The organism is Streptomyces brasiliensis, from assembly GCF_014647875.1.
GTDB lineage: Bacteria > Actinomycetota > Actinomycetes > Streptomycetales > Streptomycetaceae > Streptomyces > Streptomyces brasiliensis.
Window position 1 is genome coordinate 352,714 of record NZ_BMQA01000003.1, and the last position, 21,247, is coordinate 373,960.

Annotated in this window: 21 protein-coding genes; 13 read left to right on the forward strand and 8 right to left on the reverse strand. The window is 72.3% G+C overall.

The annotated features are described in order from the left end of the window. The first annotated feature begins 44 nt into the window (after window positions 1-44). The 7 genes from IEZ19_RS07535 (at window position 45) to IEZ19_RS07560 (ending at window position 5,602) form a co-directional block, all read left to right on the forward strand. Complete coding sequence (locus IEZ19_RS07535; RefSeq protein WP_189310283.1) at window positions 45-881, forward strand: glutamate ABC transporter substrate-binding protein; 837 nt, start codon at window positions 45-47, stop codon at window positions 879-881. A gap of 130 nt (window positions 882-1,011) precedes the next feature. After that, entirely contained in the window at window positions 1,012-1,680 is a 669-nt protein-coding gene (locus tag IEZ19_RS07540; protein WP_189310330.1) for an amino acid ABC transporter permease, read from the forward strand. Continuing rightward, on the forward strand, window positions 1,677-2,585 hold the full coding sequence (locus IEZ19_RS07545; RefSeq protein WP_189310284.1) for an amino acid ABC transporter permease: 909 nt from the start codon (window positions 1,677-1,679) through the stop codon (window positions 2,583-2,585). Before IEZ19_RS07540 ends, IEZ19_RS07545 begins: the two co-directional genes overlap by 4 nt. A gap of 175 nt (window positions 2,586-2,760) precedes the next feature. Beyond that, window positions 2,761-4,368, forward strand: coding sequence for an FAD-dependent monooxygenase (locus tag IEZ19_RS07550; RefSeq protein ID WP_189310331.1), 1,608 nt, complete (start codon window positions 2,761-2,763; stop codon window positions 4,366-4,368). A 79-nt stretch (window positions 4,369-4,447) separates the two neighbouring features. Continuing rightward, window positions 4,448-4,534 carry a putative leader peptide gene (locus IEZ19_RS53400; RefSeq protein ID WP_373296930.1) on the forward strand — a complete coding sequence of 29 codons (87 nt, stop codon included), beginning with the start codon at window positions 4,448-4,450 and terminating at the stop codon, window positions 4,532-4,534. Window positions 4,535-4,646: 112 nt separating this feature from the next. Continuing rightward, window positions 4,647-5,198, forward strand: coding sequence for a cupin domain-containing protein (locus IEZ19_RS07555; protein WP_229840023.1), 552 nt, complete (start codon window positions 4,647-4,649; stop codon window positions 5,196-5,198). After that, complete coding sequence (locus IEZ19_RS07560; RefSeq protein WP_373296928.1) at window positions 5,195-5,602, forward strand: rhodanese-like domain-containing protein; 408 nt, start codon at window positions 5,195-5,197, stop codon at window positions 5,600-5,602. The genes IEZ19_RS07555 and IEZ19_RS07560 overlap by 4 nt, the downstream gene beginning before the upstream one ends. Window positions 5,603-5,674: 72 nt before the next feature. Here IEZ19_RS07560 and recX read toward each other — a convergent pair whose 3' ends face one another. Both recX and recA read right to left on the reverse strand, forming a co-directional pair. Beyond that, on the reverse strand, window positions 5,675-6,640 hold the full coding sequence (recX, locus tag IEZ19_RS07565; protein ID WP_189310286.1) for a recombination regulator RecX: 966 nt from the start codon (window positions 6,638-6,640) through the stop codon (window positions 5,675-5,677). 3 nt (window positions 6,641-6,643) lie between these two features. After that, window positions 6,644-7,768, reverse strand: coding sequence for a recombinase RecA (recA, locus tag IEZ19_RS07570; RefSeq protein WP_189310287.1), 1,125 nt, complete (start codon window positions 7,766-7,768; stop codon window positions 6,644-6,646). 349 nt (window positions 7,769-8,117) lie between these two features. Between recA and IEZ19_RS07575 the strand changes: the two genes are divergently transcribed. After that, window positions 8,118-8,591, forward strand: coding sequence for a carboxymuconolactone decarboxylase family protein (locus tag IEZ19_RS07575; protein ID WP_189310288.1), 474 nt, complete (start codon window positions 8,118-8,120; stop codon window positions 8,589-8,591). 196 nt (window positions 8,592-8,787) lie between these two features. Next, complete coding sequence (locus tag IEZ19_RS07580) at window positions 8,788-9,531, forward strand: hypothetical protein (protein WP_189310289.1); 744 nt, start codon at window positions 8,788-8,790, stop codon at window positions 9,529-9,531. 41 nt (window positions 9,532-9,572) lie between these two features. On the opposite strand, the gene IEZ19_RS07585 is transcribed toward IEZ19_RS07580, so the two are convergent. Continuing rightward, window positions 9,573-10,844, reverse strand: a complete 1,272-nt coding sequence (locus IEZ19_RS07585) for an AI-2E family transporter (RefSeq protein WP_189310290.1) — start codon at window positions 10,842-10,844, stop codon at window positions 9,573-9,575. Window positions 10,845-10,904: 60 nt separating this feature from the next. Beyond that, window positions 10,905-11,099 (reverse strand): DUF3046 domain-containing protein, encoded by a 195-nt coding sequence (locus IEZ19_RS07590; protein WP_189310291.1) that lies wholly within the window; start codon window positions 11,097-11,099, stop codon window positions 10,905-10,907. Between the two features lie 80 nt (window positions 11,100-11,179). On the opposite strand from IEZ19_RS07590, the gene IEZ19_RS07595 reads away from it, so the two are divergent. Then, entirely contained in the window at window positions 11,180-12,124 is a 945-nt protein-coding gene (locus tag IEZ19_RS07595) for a hypothetical protein (protein WP_189310292.1), read from the forward strand. Window positions 12,125-12,142: 18 nt separating this feature from the next. Here IEZ19_RS07595 and IEZ19_RS07600 read toward each other — a convergent pair whose 3' ends face one another. The 3 genes from IEZ19_RS07600 to IEZ19_RS07610 are packed head-to-tail and all read right to left on the reverse strand — an operon-like array spanning window position 12,143 to window position 14,120. Then, on the reverse strand, window positions 12,143-12,451 hold the full coding sequence (locus IEZ19_RS07600; protein ID WP_189310293.1) for an AzlD domain-containing protein: 309 nt from the start codon (window positions 12,449-12,451) through the stop codon (window positions 12,143-12,145). After that, window positions 12,448-13,242, reverse strand: coding sequence for an AzlC family ABC transporter permease (locus tag IEZ19_RS07605; protein WP_189310294.1), 795 nt, complete (start codon window positions 13,240-13,242; stop codon window positions 12,448-12,450). Before IEZ19_RS07605 ends, IEZ19_RS07600 begins: the two co-directional genes overlap by 4 nt. Next, on the reverse strand, window positions 13,143-14,120 hold the full coding sequence (locus IEZ19_RS07610; RefSeq protein WP_189310295.1) for an AraC family transcriptional regulator: 978 nt from the start codon (window positions 14,118-14,120) through the stop codon (window positions 13,143-13,145). The genes IEZ19_RS07605 and IEZ19_RS07610 overlap by 100 nt, the downstream gene beginning before the upstream one ends. Before the next feature lie 122 nt (window positions 14,121-14,242). Here IEZ19_RS07610 and IEZ19_RS07615 point away from each other — a divergent pair, with 122 nt between their 5' ends. From IEZ19_RS07615 to IEZ19_RS07625, 3 genes are all read left to right on the forward strand, one after another. Next, complete coding sequence (locus tag IEZ19_RS07615; protein WP_189310296.1) at window positions 14,243-19,195, forward strand: ATP-dependent helicase; 4,953 nt, start codon at window positions 14,243-14,245, stop codon at window positions 19,193-19,195. Between the two features lie 44 nt (window positions 19,196-19,239). Further along, on the forward strand, window positions 19,240-20,082 hold the full coding sequence (locus tag IEZ19_RS07620) for an Fpg/Nei family DNA glycosylase (RefSeq protein ID WP_189310297.1): 843 nt from the start codon (window positions 19,240-19,242) through the stop codon (window positions 20,080-20,082). A gap of 87 nt (window positions 20,083-20,169) precedes the next feature. Further along, window positions 20,170-20,934, forward strand: a complete 765-nt coding sequence (locus IEZ19_RS07625; protein WP_189310333.1) for an SDR family NAD(P)-dependent oxidoreductase — start codon at window positions 20,170-20,172, stop codon at window positions 20,932-20,934. Here the strand turns inward: IEZ19_RS07625 and IEZ19_RS07630 are convergent. Then, complete coding sequence (locus IEZ19_RS07630; protein WP_189310298.1) at window positions 20,882-21,163, reverse strand: hypothetical protein; 282 nt, start codon at window positions 21,161-21,163, stop codon at window positions 20,882-20,884. The two genes, IEZ19_RS07625 and IEZ19_RS07630, sit on opposite strands and share 53 nt — an antisense overlap. Window positions 21,164-21,247: the final 84 nt, after the last annotated feature.

Consider the following 21,247-nt stretch of genomic DNA (forward strand, 5'->3'; position numbering starts at 1 on the left):
CCGCCCGACGGCCCGCTTCTTCTCACCAGCAAAGGATGTTCACCATGAAGCTCCGCAAGGTCACTGCCGCCTCGGCAACCGCCCTCGCCCTGGCCCTCGCCGTCACCGCGTGCGGCGGCGACAAGGACTCGGACAGCGGCTCGGGCGGCGGCAGCAAGATCAAGATCGGCATCAAGTACGACCAGCCCGGTCTCGGTCTCAAGCAGCCCGACGGCTCGTTCTCCGGCTTCGACGTGGACGTCGCCACCTACGTCGCCAAGGAACTCGGCTACCAGCCCGACCAGATCGAGTGGGTCGAGACGAAGAGCGCCGACCGTGAGAACGCCCTCGCGCGCGGCGACGTCAAGTTCATCACGGCCACCTACTCGATCACCGACGAGCGCAAGCAGAAGGTCGACTTCGCCGGCCCGTACCTGCTGGCCCACCAGGACCTGCTCGTCAAGACGGGCTCGGACATCTCCCAGGGCACGGACCTCAACGGCAAGAAGCTGTGTTCCGTGACCGGCTCGACCTCGGCGCAGAACGTCCAGAAGACGATCGCCCCGAAGGCCAACCTGCGTGAGTACAGCGGGTACTCGGAGTGCATCGCGGGTCTGCAGAGCGGTGCCGTGGATGCGGTGACCACCGACGACTCGATCCTCGCGGGCTTCGCCGCGCAGGACAAGTACAAGGGCCAGTTCAAGCTCGCCGGCCTCAAGCTGAGCAACGAGAACTACGGCATCGGTGTCAAGAAGGGCGACACCGCGACCGAGGACAAGATCAACAAGGCGCTGGAGAAGATGGTCAGCGACGGCTCGTGGCAGAAGGCCGTCGACGCCAACTTCGGCCCGGCGAACTACAAGAACGAGCCCGCCCCGAAGATCGGGCAGATCGTCCAGTAGCGCAGCCGCGCCGACGCAGGAATCCGGCAGGTAACGCACGGTTCCACGGGCCCGCCGCCGCCCACCGCTTCCCGGGCGGCGGCGCATCCGGTCCTCCACCTACGCCACACACCCGGAAGTGCGGGAGATCGTGTTCGACTTTCTAGAAGGCTACGACGTCCTCGGGGCGTTCTGGATGACGGTGAAACTCACCGCACTCTCCGCCGTCGGCTCCCTGGTCTGGGGCACCCTGCTGGCCGCGATGCGGGTCAGCCCGGTTCCGCTCATGCGCGGGTTCGGCACGGTGTACGTCAATATCGTCCGGAACATCCCGCTGACGGTCATCATCATCTTCACCTCGCTCGGCCTCGCCGACATCTTCGGCGTGACGATGGGTGCCTCCGACGACTTCAAGCTCCAGGGCTTCCGCCTCGCGGTGCTCGGTCTCGTGGCGTACACCGCCGCCTTCGTGTGCGAGGCGATCCGCTCCGGCATCAACACCGTGCCGCTCGGCCAGGCCGAGGCGGCGCGGGCGATCGGGCTGGGCTTCACCCAGACCCTGCGGCTGATCGTGCTCCCGCAGGCGTTCCGCGCGGTCATCGGCCCCCTGGCCAACGTCCTGATCGCCCTCACCAAGAACACCACTGTGGCGGCCGCCATCGGCGTGGCCGAGGCCGCCACCCTGATGAAGTCGATGATCGAGAACGAGGCCCAGACGCTGGCCATCGGCGCGGTGTTCGCCTTCGGCTTCGTGGTACTGACCCTGCCCACCGGCCTCATCCTCGGCTGGCTCGGCAAGCGACTGGCGGTGAAGCGATGAGCTCCGTTCTCTACGACACCCCCGGCCCCCGCGCCCGGCGGCGCAACGTGGTCCTCTCCCTCGTCTTCATCGCGCTGCTCGCCCTGCTCATATGGTGGCTGTGGCAGAAGATGGACGACAAGGGCCAGCTCAAGTGGGACCTCTGGGAGCCGTTCACCACGGGCCAGGCCTGGACGACATATCTTCTGCCAGGACTCGGCAACACCCTCAAGGCCGCCGCGCTCGCGATGGTCATCGCCCTCCCGCTGGGCGCGCTCTTCGGCATCGCACGGCTGTCCGACCACCGCTGGATACGCGTCCCCGCGGGCGCGGTGGTCGAGTTCTTCCGGGCCATCCCGGTGCTGCTGCTGATGCTGTTCGCCAACGAGTTCTACGTCCGCTCCACGGACATCGGCAGCGACGAGCGCCCGCTCTACGCGGTCGTGACCGGTCTGGTGCTCTACAACGCCTCGGTCCTCGCCGAGGTCGTCCGCGCCGGCATCCTGGCCCTGCCCAAGGGACAGACGGAGGCCGCGTACGCGATCGGCCTGCGCAAGGGCCAGACGATGACCAGCATCCTGCTGCCGCAGGCCGTGACGGTGATGCTGCCGGCCATCGTCAGCCAGCTCGTCGTCATCGTGAAGGACACCGCGCTCGGCGGCGTCCTGCTCCAGTACTCCGAACTGCTGAGCGCGCGCAGCACGCTCGCGGCCAACTACGCCAACGTCATCCCGAGCTTCATCGTGGTGGCGATCATCTTCATCGTGGTCAACTTCACGCTGACCAGCTTCGCGAGCTGGCTGGAGGGCCGGCTGCGGCGCAGCAAGCGCGGCACGGGTACGGTGCTGACCGGCGAGGACGTCGAGGAGCTCAACGCGGCCGAGGTCGGAGGCACGCTCAGCACCGGAACCGGCGGCGGTATCTGACGTTCATTCAACTGGTGTGACCCGTACGGAGGCAGTGGCGTGATCGCCACTGCCTCCGTCACTTGACGCAAACACCGGCAATGGGTTGCATACGTTCTGTGATCGTGCACCCTGCTCCGACTTCGTGTTCACATACGTCCGCAAGGACATCGCCGCGGGCAGGGGGCGCCGCGCCGTGGACCCGGTGATCATCGTCGGTGCGGGGCCCGTCGGGCTCACGCTCGCCCTGGCGCTGGCCCGTCAGGAGGTGCCGTCCGTCGTCCTCGACGAGAGCCCCGGCAAGGACGAATCCCGCGCCGCGCGCACCGTCGTGCTGCGCGAGGACACCGCCGCGCTCGCCGAGCGGCTGAGTGGTGTCCCACTAGGCGAGGAGGGGCTGCGCTGGGCGGGCTGGCGGTCCGTGCGGCGCAGGCAGGTGCTGCGCGAGGTCAGCTTCGACGAGGGCGAGCCCGGCCCGCTGCACATCGCCCAGCACGTGCTGACCGGCGCCCTGCGCGCCGCGCTGGCCCGCGAGCCGCTGGCCAAGGTCGCCGTGGACAGCCGGCTGGACTCGGTCGAGCAGGAGCGTTCCGGTGTCACGGCCCACACTCGCGGCCCCAACGGCACCTGGTGGCGCGGAAGTTACCTGGTCGGCTGCGACGGCCCCCGGTCGACCGTGCGCAAGCTCCTGGACATCCGCTTCCCCGGCCGCACGGCGGTGGAGCGACACGCCGTCGCCGCGCTGCGCGCGGAACTTCCGTGGCCCGACCGGGCGTTGCTCCATCGGATGCCGCCGTGGCGGATGTCCGGGCCCTCGGCCGGGGAGGTCACCGCCCGCCCCCTGCCGGACGGCGTGTGGCGCCTGGACTGGCTGCTGCCGCCGGGCAAGGATCTGGTCACGCCCGAGCTTCTGGTGGCCCGCGTCCGGGAGACCCTCGCGGGCTGGACGGGCGGCCCCACACCGCCGTACGAACTCCTCGACACCGGAGTTCACACGGTGCACCACCGGCTGGCCCGCCGCTGGCGCGTCGGCCGCGTCTTCCTCGCCGGGGACGCGGCGCACCTGCTGGGCACACTCGGCACACAGGGCCTCGACGAGGGGCTCAGGGACGCGGACAACCTGGCCTGGAAGCTGGCCTCGGCCTGGCACCACGGCCCGTACGAGGCGCTGCTCGACAGCTACCAGACCGAGCGGCGCGCGGTCGTCGCCGCCCGGCTGCGCGCCGCCGACCAGGCGCTGCCCATACTGCGCGGCGGTGGCGGGCTGCGCGTGTACGTCCCCGGCACGGCCCGGGGCCACGACGCGCTGCTCGGCGACGGCCATTTGGGGCAGGGGGCGCTCGGCGCGCCGGGGGCATACACCGATTCGCCGCTCGCGCCCCGGCACCTCGATGCGGAGGTCCCGGTCGGCACCACGCCCGGCGCTCAGGTGACGGACGTACAGGTCACGGCGGAGGACGGCTCGTTCGTACGGCTGCGGGACCGGCTCGGCCGGGACGCGCTGCTGGTCGTCCTGATCGCGCCGGGTACGGGGGTGTGGGACCGCAAGCACTGGGTGACCGCCGGCGTCATGCCCCGGCTCGCGGCCGCGGTGACAGCGCTGCCGGGTCCGGCCGAGCTGCTGGTCGCCGAGAGCTACCCGGGTGCGCCCGCACACACCGTCCTGCTCGTACGGCCCGACGGTCACCTCGTCACCGCGCTGGGCGGGGTCCGCCCGGCCGACCTGTACGCGGCGGCGGAGGCCGCCTGGGGCGGGCCCGCGAAGACGGAGGCCGAGGCCGGAGCGGGCTCCGGCACACGTTGAGCGCACGCCGGAGCCCGCTCCGGCCTCACATAGTGACTGTCGGTTGACCGAGGTGCACCGGCATGGTGTACTCCGGATCGTGACCGACACCTGTGTACGCCTGTGGCGGAGGGTCCATATGGACCTCGTCCGCTATGCGGGCTGCGTGTGTCGCCGTACCTGCTGAATTCGCTCCCCTCTTCACCCGCGCGCGCCGCCGACGTTACGACGCGCGCCTTCCGCGAACGCTCATCAGGACGGTGTACGTGTCTGTCTCTCCCCCGGCCCCCTCTTCCTCGGTGCCCTCTCGCACCGGGTCCGCTCCGGCCGCCGGCTCCGCTGCCGTATCCGCCGGCTCCGCTCCGACGCAGGCAGACCTCCTCGACTTCGTACGGCGTACGGCCGCCGACGCCGAGTTGATCGCCTCGCTCCCGCTCGACCCCCAGGGACGCACCTGGGTACGGCTCGAGGGCCCCGGCGGCAGCGAGGCCTGGCTGATCGGCTGGCCGCCCGGGACCGGCACCGGCTGGCACGACCACGCCGAATCGGTCGGCGCCTTCCTCACCGCGTCCGGCGAGCTGAAGGAGAACTCGCTGGCCGCCCGGCTGCCCACCGACGGCTGGAAGACCCTGGAACTCACCGACGGTGTGGACCGCGAGCGGCGGCTCCCGGCCGGGAAGGGCCGCTCCTTCGGGCAGCAGCACGTCCACGAGGTCCTCAACGAGTCCCCCGCCGTGCACGCGATCTCCGTGCACGCCTACTACCCGCCCCTCCCCCGGATCCGCCGCTACAGCCGCACCGGCCAAGTGCTGCGGCTCGAGCAGGTCGAGCGCCCGGAGGACTGGCAGTGAGCGCGGCGGGCGAGGGCGAAGTTCCCGTCGGCATCGACGAGTTGCTGGAGCGGGTGCGTGCGGGCTACCGGCGGATCGAGCCGCAGGAGGCCCACGACGCGGCCCGCGCCGGAAACGCCCTGCTGGTCGACATCCGGTACGCGGCCCTGCGCACTCGCGACGGGCTGATCCCCGGCGCGCTCGTCATAGAGCGCAACGAACTGGAGTGGCGCCTGGATCCCCGCGGCAGCCACCGCACCCCGGAAGCCACCAGCCACGACCTGCGCATCGTCGTCATCTGCAACGAGGGCTACGCCTCCAGCCTGGCAACGGCGTCCCTCCACCAACTCGGCCTGCACCGCGCCACGGACCTGGTCGGAGGCTTCCAGGCATGGAAGGCGGCGGGGTTGCCGGTGACGGTGTGACCGGCTGCGGTTGGCCCGGCGGCGGTGCCCGGTGGGCGGGCTGTTGAGGGGGTGGCGGCGCAGGCGGTGCGTTCAGTGGGCCTCGCCGTCGAGGAACTCCGTGTCCTCGCCCTCCGCCTCCAACGCCTGGCGGACGACGCGCAGGGCCATGCCCTCGGAGTAACCCTTGCGGGCGAGCATGCCCGCGAGGCGCCGTATCCGCTTGTCGCGGTCGAGGCCCCGGGTGGAGCGCAGCTTGCGCTCCACGAGTTCGCGGGCCGTCTCCTCCTCCTGCTCGGAATCGAGCCGGCCGACGGCCTCGTCGATCAGCGACTTGTCGACACCCTTGGTCCGCAGCTCCTGGGCGAGCGCGCGCCGGGCCAGTCCCCGGCCGTGGTGCCGGGACTCCACCCAGGCACCGGCGAACGCGCTGTCGTCGATCAGGCCGACCTCCTCGAACCGCGACAGCACCGCCTCCGCCACGTCGTCCGGGATCTCCCGCTTGCGCAGCGCGTCCGCGAGCTGCTTTCGCGTGCGCGGGGTCCCGGTGAGCAGGCGCAGACAGATCGCCCGCGCCCGCTCAGCCGGGTCCCCCGGGGGCTCCTCCCGCTCGGCCCTCGACGAGGAGAAGGAACCTCCGTCCTCACCGGACGGCTCGCCGAAGCCACGCCGCCCACGCGTGCCACCGTCCTGGCCGCGGGTCCCCCGACCGGCCCGACGCGAACCGCCGTGCGACTCGTCGCCGTACCGGACGTTGCCGTATCGGTCATCGCCATGCCGGTCATCGCCGTACGAGCCGTTGCCGTACTCGTCGGCCTGACCGTTGCCGCCGAAGGCGTCAGGACCCTCGGCCGCGGAGGCGTCCGTCCCGCCGCGGGACCCACCCCCGTACCACCCCGGCCCGTCGCCGAAGTCGGCGTCGCCCGGCGCACCGTCACCGAACGCGCCGTCGCCATCCGTGCCGTAACCCGTCCGGGCAGGGCCGACGCCCCCTCGGCCGCGCCGCTCCCGCGGAACGTCGAGGTGTGCGTACTCGGCCCAGTCGGTTCGTCGTGTCACGGGTCAGCTCTTGGCTGCGGCGGCCTTGGGCTTGGTGGCCTTGGCGGCTGCCGGTGCGGGCACCGCCTTCGCGGCATCGCCCGTGGCGGCGACCGCCGCGTCCGCGCCCGGCTCGGCCGCGGGCTCCTCCGGCCGCACGCCGACGCCCAGCTTCTCCTTGATCTTCTTCTCGATCTCGTTGGCCAGGTCGGGGTTGTCCTTGAGGAAGTTGCGCGCGTTCTCCTTGCCCTGGCCGAGCTGGTCGCCCTCGTACGTGTACCAGGCGCCGGCCTTGCGGACGAAGCCGTGCTCCACGCCCATGTCGATCAGGCCGCCCTCACGGCTGATGCCCTGGCCGTACAGGATGTCGAACTCGGCCTGCTTGAAGGGCGGCGCGACCTTGTTCTTGACGACCTTGCAGCGGGTGCGGTTGCCGACCGCCTCGGTGCCGTCCTTCAGGGTCTCGATGCGGCGGATGTCGATGCGCACCGAGGCGTAGAACTTCAGCGCCCGGCCACCGGTCGTGGTCTCCGGGGAGCCGAACATCACGCCGATCTTCTCGCGGAGCTGGTTGATGAAGATCGCGGTGGTCTTGGACTGGTTGAGCGCGCTGGTGATCTTCCGCAGCGCCTGGCTCATCAGACGGGCCTGCAGACCCACGTGACTGTCACCCATCTCGCCCTCGATCTCCGCGCGCGGGACGAGTGCTGCGACGGAGTCGATGACGATGAGGTCGAGCGCGCCGGAGCGGACGAGCATGTCCACGATCTCCAGCGCCTGCTCGCCGTTGTCCGGCTGGGAGAGGATCAGGTTGTCGATGTCGACGCCGAGCTTCTTCGCGTACTCGGGGTCGAGGGCGTGCTCCGCGTCCACGAAGGCGACCTGGCCGCCGGCCTTCTGCGCGTTGGCCACCGCGTGCAGGGTCAGGGTCGTCTTGCCGGAGGACTCCGGGCCGTACACCTCCACCACTCGGCCGCGCGGCAGGCCGCCGACGCCGAGGGCGACGTCGAGCGCGGTCGACCCGGTGGGGATGACCTCGATGGGCTCGTTCGGCCGCTCACCCAGGCGCATCACCGCGCCCTTGCCGAATTGCCGTTCAATCTGTGCGAGCGCGGCGTCGAGCGCCTTCTCGCGGTCGGTTCCTGCCATGGGTTCCACCCGGTTTGCTTGAGTCGATCGCTTCACGTCAAAAACGCTAACGCCTGCCACTGACAATGCGCCTCGACGCCGGCCCGGCCTGTGGACAACTCGGGTCCTTCTCCACTCAAACCGTGTCGAAATACCCGTCGAGAGCCTCGCCCGAGCCTCCATAAGAATGGATGTTCGATTTTCGTGTCAAGCGCATCACGCGGCACTCCCGGGGCTGCGCACCAAGCTTCTTCCGGGGCTCACCCACCCGGTCTCGAGGAGAGGCAGGTCACATTCGCCCGTGTCACATCTCGTGGGAGTCGTTCCGTCCAAGACGGTGTAGCCGCCCACAACGACACAGAAGTCCGCCATGGGACCTCGGTTGAACCTCTTCACCAGCCCGGTCGCGACCAAGTTCGCGAAGCACATCGTCGCCGCGAACAAGGTGCTCGAGGAGTCGACGCTGCCGGCCGCGACGCAGGAACTGGTGAAGCTCCGCGCCAGCCAGATCAACGGCTGCGGCTTCTGCACCGACATGCACACCAAGGACGCCGCCCACGCCGGGGAGACCTCGGTCCGCCTCAACCTGGTCGCGGCCTGGCGGGAGGCGACGGTGTTCACCGACGCCGAGCGCGCCGCCCTGGAACTGGCCGAACAGGGCACCCGCATCGCCGACGCCGCCGGCGGCGTCACGGACGAGGCCTGGGCGAACGCCGCCAAGCACTACGACGTGGAGCAGCTCGCCGCCCTGGTGTGCGCCATCGCCCTCATCAACGCCTTCAACCGCGGAAACGTCATCGTCCAGCAGCCCGCAGGCGACTACCGGCCCGGCCAGTTCGCATAACGCGGGGTGCTTGTCGGCGCAGGCACGGAACGGCTCGGTGTCCCGTGCCTGCGCCGACGACGGTTCGCGCTCTTCGACTCGCGGGACTGACGACCGCCCCACCCGCGTACTCTCCCCGCCCGTACTTCCCCCGGCGTACGACGAGTGTCTTCGGCCGGACGACGACCCCGCCGGGCGCTCCCGGAAGTCTGGGCGCATGCCTCGTCCACGTCCCGCCGAGCGCCTCTGTCATGCGACCGGCCTGCTTCTCGTCCTCTCCGGTCTCGCGCACCTCGTGGTGTTCGCGGTCGACGGCGGCCCCTGGGACGGTCCCGTGTCCTGGCGCAAGCCCGTCACGTTCGGGCTCTCCTTCGGCGTGACGCTGATCGCGGTCACCTGGGTCACGTCGTATCTGAGCGTTGCGCCACGCGTGCGTACGGTCCTGCTCCTGGTCTTCGCCGCCGACTGCGTCGTGGAGGTCGGCGGCATCACCCTCCAGGCGTGGCGCCGGGTGCCCTCGCACCTCAACATGGAGACGCCCTTCGACACGGCCGTGTCCATGACGCTCGCCGTGGGCGGCGGTGTGCTCGTGGTGCTGCTCACCGTCTTCGCGGTCGCGTCCTTCCGGCACCGGCCGACGGGTCCCGTGGGCATGCCGCTCGCGGTGCGCTCCGGGTTCGCGGTCCTGCTGGTGGCACTGGCCTCGGGCGCCGCGATGATCGCGCGCGGGGTGGTACTCACCCGGACCGGCCACCAGGAGGCGGCCTACCACTCGACGGCTCCGCTCAAGCCGCTGCACGGGGTGAGCCTGCACGCCGTCCTGGTCCTGCCTGCTCTCGCGTGGCTCCTGTCCCGCACCACGTGGAGCGAGCAGCTGCGGTGGCGCGTCGTGGCCGCGGCGACCGGCTGCTACGCGGCAGCGGTGCTGATCGCCGGGGTGTGGGCGGTCCTCACATACTGAACCGGACGCAACGTATCGAACCGAACGCACCGGGCACGCCCTCAGGACGAGCCGTCCTCCAAGACGCCGTCCTCGGGCACCCGCGCCCCCGGTCGAGCTGCCCACAGTGCCCGCGCGCGGGTGAGCAGTCCGGGTTCTCTCGTACCGCGGCTGCGCCGGCCCTGGACGCGGGGGTCGTCCGTGACGTCGTACCGCTTCACATACGCGCCCAGGAAGGCCTGCAGCGTGGCGACCGCGGGGATGGCGATCAGCGCGCCGACCGCGCCGAGCAGCGCGGTGCCCGCGATGACCGATCCGAAGGCGACCGCGGGGTGGATGTCGACGGTCTTGGAGGTCAGCTTGGGCTGCAGTACGTAGTTCTCGAACTGCTGGTAGATCACGACGAAGATCAGCACCCACAGCGCGTACCAGGGGTCGACGGTGAACGCGATCAGCATGGGCAGCGCGCCCGCGAGGTACGTGCCGATGGTGGGGATGAACTGCGAGACCAGGCCCACCCAGACACCGAGCACGGGGGCGTAGGGCACACCCAGGGCCTGCAGCAGGATGTAGTGCGCGACGCCGGAGATGAGCGCCATCAGGCCGCGCGAGTAGAGATAGCCGCCGGTCTTGTCCACGGCGATCTCCCATGCGCGCAGCACCTCTGCCTGGCGGGCGGGCGGCAGGACGGAGCATATGGCGCGGCGCAGCCGGGGTCCGTCGGCGGCGAAGTAGAACGAGAACAGCCCGATCGTCAGCAGCTGGAACAGACCGCCGAGCACCTGGGTGGACACGTCCAGCACACCGGCGGCGCTGGTCTGCGCGTACTTGCGCAGCCAGTCGGAGTGCAGCAGACCCTCCTGGACGTCGACCCGTCTGAGTTCTGTGCGGAACGTCTCGTTGACCCAGTTGATGACCGAGTCGAGGTAGTCCGGGAACCCCTCGATCATCTTGATGATCTGTCCCGCGAGCATCGAGCCGAGCAGGGTGATGAACCCGGCGGTGACGATCGCCAGTCCGAGGAAGACCAGGAAGGTCGCGAGCCCCCTGCGCATGCCGCGACCGGCCATCCAGCTCACCGCGGGTTCTATGGCGAGCGCCAGGAAGAACGCGATGAGTACGTTGATCAACAGGCCGATGAGCTGGTGAAAGGCCCAACTGCCGAGCTGGAACACGGCGATCAGGGCGAGGGCGAGCACCATGGCGCGCGGCAGCCAGCGGGGCATGCGGGCGCCCGGCACGGCGGTGCCCTCGGCCGGGGGCCGGGCGGGCGGCGTCGTATCGGACAGGGGTGCGTCCTGGGCGGTCCGCCCGGTCTCGTCAGTGGGTGCCACGGTGCAAGTCTCGCCCACGCCACCGACAGCCCGCCGCCGCCCTGCGATCTTCGTTACCGGTCAGTGCCTCTCCCCCGGCACGTCCATGACGGTGCAGACCACACGCCACACGTCCTTGGCGTCCCAGCCGGCCTCCAGCGCCTCGTGCACCGTGCGTCCGCCGAGCTCCGACATCACGTGATCGCGCGCGAAGGTGTCGGCGTACCCGGGGCCGAAATGTTCCGCCATCCGCTGCCAGAAGACCGTCAACCGCATGACTCCAGTATCCCGCCCCTGAGAGTGGGCCCTGCCCGGGACGGCTTGCCGGGACCGTTTTCCGCCCTACGGTCTGACCCATGGCCGAATCAGGAGCTTCCCCTCTCCCCGCCGCGCCCCCGGCGCGCTCCCCGCTCTTCCGCGCCGAGCAGTTCGTCTGGCTCACCGCGCGCGTGCTGGAGCAGCGCCTCTTCGCCCACCACTTCCTGAACGGCGGCGCCGATGCGGTGGAGACGGCACTGGACGCGTACCGCAACGAGGACGGCGGGTACGGCCACGCCCTGGAGCCCGATCTGCGCGGCCCGGTCAGCCAGCCGCTGCACACCTGTCACGCACTGCGCGTCCTGGACGCCATCGGGCGGTGCGCCGGGCAGCTGGTGGAGCGCGTGTGCCGCTATCTGACGTCGGTGTCCACCGCGGACGGCGCCCTTCCCGCGGTCCACCCCGGCCAGCACGGCTATCCGGCCGCGCCGTTCATCCCGATCGTCGACGACCCGCCCAGCGATCTGCTCGCAACCGGACCGGTGGTGGGGGTGCTGCACGGCAACGAGGTGTGGCACGCCTGGCTGTTCCGGGCCACCGACTTCTGCTGGCAGACCGTGGAGTCCCTGGAGAAGTCCCGGCCGTACGAGGTCGAGGCCGCCGTGGCCTTCCTGGACTCGGTGCCCGACCGCCCTCGTGCGGAGGCGGCCGCCGACCGGCTGGGCCGCCTGGTGCGCGAGCAGCGGCTCGCGGCGCTGGACCCGGAGAACCTGGAGGATCACCCCGTCGCGCCCGGGTACGTCCCGGGCGAGCACCACTTCCCGCACGACTTCGCTCGGACTCCGCGATCCCTCGCGCGCGCGTGGTTCACCGACGCCGAGATGGAGCGCTCCCTGGACTTTCTCGCCGACGAGCAGCAGGCGGACGGCGGCTGGCCGATCCGGTGGCGCAGGTGGGCGCCGGGCCCGGCCCTGGAGGCCCGCCCCATCGTGACCATCGAGGCGCTGCGCACCCTGAGGGCGTACGGCCGGTTCGTGGGCTGAGCCCGCCCGGCCCGGGCGTCAGCCGCCCATCGCGCGGACGCCCGCCGTCACCAGCACGGCCGCGGCGACCACGAGCAGGAACGGGGCACGCAGCACCAGCGCGACGGCGGCCGCGGCGAGCCCCGCGGCCCGGGCGTCCAGCACGAGCGCGTTCCCGTGGGCGAACGTCTGCTGGGCCGTGAGGGCCGCGAGGAGCGCGACGGGCAGCAGCGCGGCCAGCCGCTTGACGAGCGGGCGCTCGAGGGCGCCGGCGGGCACGAGCAGTCCGGCGAGCTTGACCGCATAACAGCCGAGGGCGGTCGCACCGATGGCGATCCAGGTGTTCAACGTGCTTCCTCCGGTGCGTCGTCAGGGGTGTCCGGTGCGGCGGTACGGGAGCGTTCCGTCGACACGTCGTCGCGCGTACGTCCCGCCCGGCGGCCCTCGGCGAAGAGGGCGACCGGCGCCGCGAGCGCGGCGACCAGGACCGGCACTCCGGCGGGCAGGACGGGGAGCAGGCCGAGTCCCAGGACGACGGCCAGGCCCGCTACGGCACGCTCGACGGTGGTCTTCAGCATCGGCGCGAGCAGGGCCAGGAAGACGGCGGGCCCGGCCGCGTCGAGGCCCCACGCGTCCGTGTCGCCGATCGCCTTGGCTCCCAGGGCACCCAGCAGCGTGGTGAGGTTCCACAGGATGTACAGGCTCAGCCCGGTGACGGCGAATCCGAGGCGGGCGGCGCGCCGGGTCGGCTGTGCCAGCGACACCGCGGTGGTCTCGTCGATCACCCACTGGGCGGCGAACGGCCGCACCGCGCGCGGGAGGGCCAGCAGTTGCGACAGGCGCAGTCCGTAGAACGCGTTGCGCACTCCCAGGAAGAAGGCGCCGGCGGCGGCCGTGAGCGGGTTGCCGCCCGCCGCGAGTGCTCCCACCAGGGCGAACTGTGAGGCGCCGGTGAACACCAGGAGGCTGAGCGCGCAGGTCTGCAGCAGGCTCAGCCCGCTGCCCGCCGAGGTCACGCCGAACGCGAACCCGGACAGTCCTACGGCGACGCCGACTCCGAGGGCGTCCCGGACGACGGCGGTGTCCGGTTTGCCGGCGTCTTCGGCGCGTATGTCTGCGAGAGCTGTCTGTTCTGCCACGCCCCGGACGGTACAAGCAGTCGTCGCCCGGGGTCTTGTACGTTCTTGCGCCCTCGCTTGTCGCGTTCGCGCTGGTAGGCACCCGGCGGTACACCGACGATCCGGGCGAAGTGGCGGTTGAGGTGCGGCTGGTCGGTGAACCCGACGGCGACGGCCGCGTCCGCGGGTGTCGTGCCCGCGTCCAGCAGATGTCTCGCCCGGCGCACGCGCGCGTCGGTCAGCCAGGTGTGGGGCGGCATGCCGTAGGTGTCGCGGAAGGCCCGCAGCAGCGCGAACGGGCTGGTGCCCAGGTCGGCGGCGAGGCGTTCCAGGGTGGGCGGCTCGGTCATCCGGTCCTCCAGCACGGCACGCGCGCGTGCGGCGAGCCGGGCCCCGGCCGTCCGCACCTCGCGCCGGGCCAGCGGCCCGCCGTTCAGCCGCAACAGCCGGGTCACCGCCACTCGCAGCAGGGTGTCGGCGGCGAGCGCGTTGCCCTCGTCCGCGGCACGGAGCACCTGATGGACCAGGCCGGCGCTGTACGGGTCGTCGAGCACCGGGCTGACGAAGCCGGGCGTGCCCCGGATCCCGGTCGTCTCGGCCGCGATCTCGGCCACCACCTCGGGCGACGGATAGACCGCCCCGTACCGCCATCCCTCGGGAACACCGGCCCGTCCCGTGTGCGGGGTGTCCGGGTTGACCAGCGCGAGCGCGCCCGGACCGGCGGACACGTCGGATCCGCCGTGGTGGAAGACTTCGACACCGTCGGCGATGGCCGCGATCACGAAGTGCTCGTGGGTGTGCCGCACGAACGTCTTGTGGATGTACCGGGCCCGCAGCAGGTCCACGCCCGGCAGATCCGCGTACTGCCAGTGCCGCGCCCGCTCATGTGAACCCACCATGCGGTCATTGTCCGCCACGGCCGCGGGGCCTGGCGCCGCCGTCCGCCAGCCGAAACACGGTAGGGCCGGGCCCGTTTCCCCAGGTCAGCGCGATTGTCAGTGGGTGGGTGCACGATGGACGCATGGTCAGCTCCGCACGCCGAGCCCTCGACGGCTTCTCCCCCGCGACCCGCGGCTGGTTCACGGGGGCCTTTTCCGCGCCCACCGCGGCCCAGGCGGGCGCGTGGCAGGCCATCGGCCAGGGCTCGGACGTGCTGGTGGTGGCCCCGACCGGCTCCGGCAAGACGCTGGCCGCGTTCCTCGCCGCCCTGGACCAGCTCGCCTCGACCCCGCACCCGGCCGACCCGAAGAAGCGCTGCCGCGTGCTGTACGTCTCACCGCTCAAGGCCCTCGCGGTCGACGTGGAGCGCAATCTGCGCAGCCCGCTGACCGGCATCCGCCAGGAGTCGGTGCGCCTCGGCCTGCCCGAGCCCGAGGTGAAGGTCGGCATCCGCTCCGGCGACACCCCGGCCGCCGAGCGTCGCGCGCTGTCCACACGCCCGCCGGACATCCTCATCACCACCCCCGAGTCCCTGTTCCTGATGCTGACGTCGGCCACGCGCGACGCACTGACCGGCGTGGAGACGGTGATCCTGGACGAGGTGCACGCGGTCGCGGGCACCAAGCGCGGCGCGCATCTGGCGCTCTCTCTGGAGCGGCTGGACGAGCTGCTGCCGCGACCGGCCCGCCGCATCGGCCTGTCGGCGACCGTCCGCCCGGTCGACGAGGTGGCCCGCTATCTCTCGCCGCGCCGCAAGGTGGAGATCGTCCAGCCGAAGTCCGGCAAGGAGTTCGACCTCTCCGTCGTCGTCCCGGTCGAGGACCTGGGCGAGCTGGGCGGTGCCCCGGTCGCCGACGGCAGCGAGGGCGCGGAGCGGCCGTCGATCTGGCCCCACGTCGAGGAGCGGATCACCGACCTGGTGCAGGCCCACCGGTCGACGATCGTGTTCGCCAACTCCCGCCGTCTCGCCGAGCGCCTGTGCAACCGGCTCAACGAGATCGCGTACGAGCGGGCGACCGGTGAGTCCCTGGAGGAGCACCACTCCCCGGCCGAGCTGATGGGCGGCTCGGGCGCGGCCCAGGGCGCGCCGCCGGTGATCGCCCGCGCGCATCACGGCTCGGTGTCCAAGGAGCAGCGTGCCCTGGTCGAGGAGGACCTGAAGGCCGGCCGCCTCCCGGCCGTGGTCGCCACCTCCAGCCTCGAGCTGGGCATCGACATGGGTGCCGTCGACCTCGTCGTCCAGGTGGAGTCGCCGCCGTCCGTCGCCTCCGGTCTGCAGCGCGTGGGCCGCGCGGGACACCAGGTGGGCGCGGTCTCCACAGGCGTGGTCTTCCCGAAGTACCGCGGCGACCTCGTGCAGGCCGCCGTGGTCACCGAGCGGATGCGCACCGGCGCCATCGAGTCCCTGAGGGTGCCCGCCAACCCGCTGGACGTCCTGGCGCAGCAGCTGGTGGCCATGACGGCGCTGGACACCTGGCAGGTCGACGATCTGCTGGCCACCGTCCGCCGGGCCGCGCCGTTCGCCTCGCTGCCGGAGTCGGCGTTCACGGCGGTCCTCGACATGCTCGCAGGCCGCTACCCGTCGGACGCGTTCGCGGAGCTGCGCCCGCGCGTGGTGTGGGACCGCGTCGCCGGTACGGTCACAGGCCGCCCCGGCGCGCAGCGTCTCGCCGTCACCTCCGGCGGCACGATCCCGGACCGCGGGCTCTTCGGGGTCTTCCTCGCCGGCGCCGACCCCAAGAAGGGCGGCGGCCGGGTCGGCGAGCTGGACGAGGAGATGGTCTACGAGTCGCGCGTGGGGGACGTCTTCACGCTGGGCACGAGTTCGTGGCGCATCGAGGACATCACGCGCGACCGCGTCCTGGTCTCCCCGGCGCCGGGCGTGCCGGGCCGGCTGCCGTTCTGGAAGGGCGACCAGCTGGGCCGCCCGCTCGAACTGGGCCGCGCGGTGGGCGCGTTCCTGCGCGAGGTCGGCTCGTTGCCCAAGGACGACGCCCGGCTGCGCCTGCTGGCCGCGGGCCTGGACGCCTGGGCGGCGGACAACGTGCTGTCGTATCTGGACGAGCAGCGCGAGGCCTGCGGGCACGTCCCGGACGACCGCACGATCGTCGTGGAGCGCTTCCGCGACGAGCTGGGCGACTGGCGGGTGGTCGTCCACTCCCCCTTCGGCGCCCAGGTCCACGCCCCCTGGGCCCTCGCTCTCGGCGCCCGCCTTTCCGAGCGGTACGGCATGGACGCCCAGGTCATGCACGCCGACGACGGCATCGTGCTGCGCCTGCCGGACGCCGACCTCATGGGTCTGGACCTGCTCGACCAGGAGCCCATGAAGGCAGGCACCGAATACGACGCCGAGCAGGCGCCCGTAGGCGCGGCGGACGTCGCCTTCGACAAGGGCGAGGTCGACCAGATCGTCACCGACCAGGTGGGCGGCTCGGCCCTGTTCGCCTCCCGGTTCCGCGAGTGCGCCGCCCGCGCGCTGCTGCTGCCGCGCCGCAACCCCGGCAAGCGCACCCCGCTGTGGCAGCAGCGCCAGCGGGCCGCCCAACTGCTCCAGGTGGCGAGCGAGTTCGGCTCGTTCCCGATCGTCCTGGAGGCGGTCCGCGAGTGCCTCCAGGACGTCTTCGACGTTCCCGGGCTCGTCGAGCTGATGGGCGACGTCGAGTCCCGCAAGGTCCGCCTGGTCGAGGTCACCACCCCGGAGCCGTCCCCCTTCGCCCGCTCCCTGCTGTTCGGCTACGTCGCCCAGTTCCTGTACGAGGGCGACTCGCCGCTCGCCGAACGCCGCGCCGCCGCCCTGTCCCTGGACTCCCGGCTGCTGGCCGAGCTGCTCGGCCAGGCGGAGCTGCGGGAGCTGCTCGACGCGGAGGTGCTGACCGAGCTGGAGCGGGAGCTGCAGTGGCTCACCGAGGACCGCCGCGTCAAGGACGCCGAGGGCGTCGCCGACCTGCTGCGGCTGCTCGGCCCGCTCACGGACGCCGAGTTGGCCGAGCGCGGCGCCGAACCGCACTGGGCGAAGGACCTGGCCGGCGCCCGCCGCGCGATCCGGGTGCGCATCGCCGGTGCCGACCACTGGGCGGCGGTCGAGGACGCCGGCCGCCTGCGCGACGCCCTCGGCACGGCGCTGCCGGTCGGTGTCCCCGAGGCCTTCACCGAGCCGGTCAAGGACCCGCTCGGCGACCTCCTCGCCCGCTACGCCCGCACGCACGGCCCGTTCACGTCGGCCACCGCGGCCGCCCGTTTCGGCCTGGGCGTGGCGGTCACCGAGGGCGCCCTGCAGCGGCTCGCGGCGAACGGCCGTGTCGTCCAAGGGGAGTTCCATCCCGCGGGCATCGGTCAGGAGTGGTGCGACGCGGCCGTACTGCGCCGCCTGCGCCGCCGCTCCCTGGCCGCCCTGCGCCATGAGCTGGAGCCGGTGCCGCCCGCCGCGTTGGCTCAGTTCCTGCCGCAGTGGCAGCACATCGGCAAGGGACACGGTCTGCGCGGCATCGACGGACTGGTGCGCGCCGTCGAGCAGTTGCAGGGCGCGTCCGTGCCGGCGTCCGCGCTGGAGAAACTGATCCTGCCGTCGCGCGTGGCGAACTACACCGCGTCGATGCTCGACGAACTCACCTCGGCCGGCGAGATCGTCTGGGCCGGAGCGGGCGCCCTGCCCGGCAAGGACGGCTGGGTCTCGCTCTACCTGGCGGACGCGGCCCCGCTCCTCCTGCCGCCGCCCCACCCGTTGGAGCTGACCGCGGTCCACCAGTCCGTCCTGGACGCCCTCTCCGGCGGCTACGGCCTGTTCTTCCGGCAGATCGCCGACCAGGTCCGCGCCACTACCCATCCGGACGCGACCGATCCCCAACTGGCCGACGCCGTATGGGACCTGGCCTGGTCCGGGCGGCTGACCAACGACACGCTCGCCCCGATGCGCTCCCTGCTGGGTTCCGGCCGCACCGCGGGCGCCACGGCCCACCGCGCCAAGCGGACCGTCCCGCGCGGTCGTTACGGCTCTCTGACGGCCGCCGCCCGCCCCGCCTCGCGCAGCGGCCCGCCGACCGTCGCCGGCCGCTGGTCTCTGCTGCCGCACCGCGAACCGGACACGACCGTGCGCGGCCACGCCCTGGCCCGCACCCTCCTGGACCGGCACGGCGTGGTCACCCGCGGGGCGGTCTCCGCGGAGGGCGTCGAGGGCGGTTTCTCGGCGGTGTACCGGATCCTGTCCGTCTTCGAGGAGAGCGGTCAGGCCCGCCGCGGCTATGTCGTGGAGGGGCTCGGCGCCGCCCAGTTCGCGATGGACGGTGCCGTGGACCGCCTGCGCGCGGTGTCCAACGCCCGCGACCGGGGTGAGGGGCTGCCCGGCCCGGACCTCGGCACCGTGAGCCGGCCCGACGGCTCGCCCGCCGACGACTTCATGAGCCCGGCCGACGGCTCACCCGACGTCGGCTTCGCCCCCTTCAGCCCGGACGGCGACTTCGCGGGACGGCCCGCCGACCACCGCCCCGCCCCCGGCGACTACATCTCCCCGAAGGACTACGCCACGCCCGGCTACGGCGGCCCCCGAGGCGGCAGCGGCACCACCGACTCCGGCTTCCCCTACGGCGCCCCCGCCCTCCCGTACAGCGCAGGCCAAGGGGGCCGCCGTGGCCGTACCCCGTCCGCCGACACCCGAGCGGTCGTCCTCGCCGCGGCCGACCCCGCCAACGCCTACGGCTCCGCCCTCCCCTGGCCCGAGCCGCCGACCGGGGCCGGACACAAGCCGGGCCGCAAGGCGGGCTCGCTGGTGGTGCTGGTGGACGGTGAGCTGACGCTCTACATGGAGCGCGGCGGCAAGACCCTGCTGGCCTGGCCCTCCGCCCCGGACACCACGGCCACCGACGACCCCAGCCTGCGGCCCGCCGCCGAAGCGCTGGCCGCGGCCGCGCGCGCGGGCAGCCTCGGCACGGTCACGGTGGAGCGCGTCAACGGCGCCTCGGCCCTGACCTCCCCGTTCGGCACCCTCCTGGAGGCGGCGGGCTTCATCGCGACCCCGCGCGGCCTGCGCCTGAGAGCATGAGACCGCCCGCACCCCCGCCGCTCTCCCCGTGTCACCCTTGAGCCATGCCCGAAGGTGACACGGTCTGGCAGACCGCGAGGCGGCTGCACGGCGCGCTCGCGGGCCGCGTGCTGACCCGCAGCGACCTGAGGGTGCCCAGATACGCCACGGTCGACCTCACCGGCCGTACGGTCCTCGACGTCACCCCGCGCGGCAAGCACCTGCTCACCCGCATCGAGGGCGGCCTGACGCTGCACTCGCACCTGAGGATGGACGGCGCCTGGAAGGTGTACGAAAACGGGCGGCGCTGGAGCGGCGGCCCGGCCCACCAGATCCGTGTGATCCTCGGCACCGAGGACCGCACGGCGGTCGGGTACCGCCTGCCGGTCCTCGACCTCCTGCGCACCACCGACGAGTCCCGCGCCGTGGGCCACCTCGGCCCCGATCTCCTGGGCCCGGACTGGGACCCGGAGCGTGCCCTCGCCAACCTCCTGGCCGACGCGGCCCGGCCCCTCGGCGAGGCCCTGCTGGACCAGCGCAACCTCGCCGGCATCGGCAACATCTACAAGTCAGAGCTGTGCTTCCTGATCGGCGCCACCCCGTGGCTGCCCGTGGGCGCGCTGCCCGCCGACCGCGCGGCGAAGCTGCCGGTGCTCGCCAAGAGGCTCATGGAGGCCAACCGCGACCTTCCGGTGCGCAGCACCACGGGTCGGCGCGGCCAGGACCTGTTCGTTTACGGCCGCGCGCCCCGCCCCTGTCTGCGCTGCCACACCCCGATCCGCGCGGCCGACCAGGGCGACGGCTCCCGGGAACGCCCCACCTACTGGTGCCCGGCCTGCCAGCACGGCCCCGCCCCGGCACCGGGCTCCCCGCAGGCACGCCGGATCCGCCCCCGCACGACCGACTGACGACGGCCCATCGGTGACGACGGATCCGGACGGCCGATTGACGACGATTGATTGACGACCCGTCAGAAATGCTCGTACGGTCCCCTCATACCCGTCAAGGCGTACGACCTCACCGGACGCACCGCATTCGTCACCGGCGCCGCGAGCGGCATCGGCCGGGCCTCGGCCGTGCTGCTGGCCGAGGCGGGTGCGACGGTGCACTGCGCGGACCGGGACCGGGAGGGCCTGCACGAGACGGCGACCCTCATCAAGGACCAGGGCGGCACCGCCCCCCTCCACCCGCTCGACATCACCGACCGGACGCTGCTGCGGGAGGCCGTCCGCTCCTGCGAGCGGCTGGACGTGATGGGGGCGATCGCCGGGATCATGCACAGCAGCCCGGTCCTGGAGACCCGCGACGAGGACCTCGACCGGGTCCTGGACGTCAACTTCAAGGGCGTGCTGTACGCGTGTCAGGAGGGGGCCCTGCTGATGCTCGACCGCGGCACCCGGGGCAGCATCGTCACCATGGCGTCGGGCGCCGTGGACACCGGCGGTCCGGGGCTGCTGTGCTACGGCGCGGCCAAAGCTGCCGTGGTGCAGCTGACCAAGACGCTGGCGACCGAGCTCGGCCAGCACGGTATCCGGGTCAACGCGGTGGCCCCGGGCTGGATCCGCACACCCATGACGGACCGTCACGACGAGGGGCAACAGGCGCAGACCGAGGCCCTGATGGCCCGGGTGTCACCGCTGGGCCGCGTCGGCGAGGCGGACGACATCGCGCACGCCGTGCTTCATCTGGCGTCCGATGCCTCGTCGTTCACGACGGGTCAGATCCTCCGCCCGAACGGGGGTGTGGCGATGCCTTGGTGACGTTCCCCGCCCGCCAGGCCACCACCCAGCGCTCCGGCCCGACGGCTCCCGCGGCCCGCGCCTTCGGCACGCAGTGCACCGGCAGCAGGCTCAGCCCCCACCCGCCGGCCGCAACGGCGCCCTCCACCAGCCCGGCGTCCGCCCCCAGCACGATCCGCAGCACGGCCCACCACCACATCGCCCCGACGCCCAGGACGACCCCCCATCGCACCGCCCGCCGCACCACCATGCCCGCCACCTCCCGCCGGGACGCTAGAACGCGGCCCTCACCGCGCGGGAGGGCGCACCAGGGGCACACGAGCGCATCGCCGAC

Bases quoted from the DNA above. Each gene is read 5' to 3' on its own strand.
- IEZ19_RS07580 (WP_189310289.1), top strand. From the start codon at position 8,788: ATGCCTCGTCCACGTCCCGCCGAGCGCCTCTGTCATGCGACCGGCCTG.
- IEZ19_RS07590 (WP_189310291.1), bottom strand. From the start codon at position 11,099: ATGCGGTTGACGGTCTTCTGGCAGCGGATGGCGGAACATTTCGGCCCC.
- IEZ19_RS07575 (WP_189310288.1), top strand. From the start codon at position 8,118: ATGGGACCTCGGTTGAACCTCTTCACCAGCCCGGTCGCGACCAAGTTC.
- IEZ19_RS07630 (WP_189310298.1), bottom strand. From the start codon at position 21,163: ATGGTGGTGCGGCGGGCGGTGCGATGGGGGGTCGTCCTGGGCGTCGGG.
- IEZ19_RS07595 (WP_189310292.1), top strand. From the start codon at position 11,180: ATGGCCGAATCAGGAGCTTCCCCTCTCCCCGCCGCGCCCCCGGCGCGC.
- IEZ19_RS07535 (WP_189310283.1), top strand. From the start codon at position 45: ATGAAGCTCCGCAAGGTCACTGCCGCCTCGGCAACCGCCCTCGCCCTG.
- IEZ19_RS07615 (WP_189310296.1), top strand. From the start codon at position 14,243: ATGGTCAGCTCCGCACGCCGAGCCCTCGACGGCTTCTCCCCCGCGACC.
- recA (WP_189310287.1), bottom strand. From the start codon at position 7,768: ATGGCAGGAACCGACCGCGAGAAGGCGCTCGACGCCGCGCTCGCACAG.
- IEZ19_RS07620 (WP_189310297.1), top strand. From the start codon at position 19,240: ATGCCCGAAGGTGACACGGTCTGGCAGACCGCGAGGCGGCTGCACGGC.
- IEZ19_RS07610 (WP_189310295.1), bottom strand. From the start codon at position 14,120: ATGGTGGGTTCACATGAGCGGGCGCGGCACTGGCAGTACGCGGATCTG.
- IEZ19_RS07545 (WP_189310284.1), top strand. From the start codon at position 1,677: ATGAGCTCCGTTCTCTACGACACCCCCGGCCCCCGCGCCCGGCGGCGC.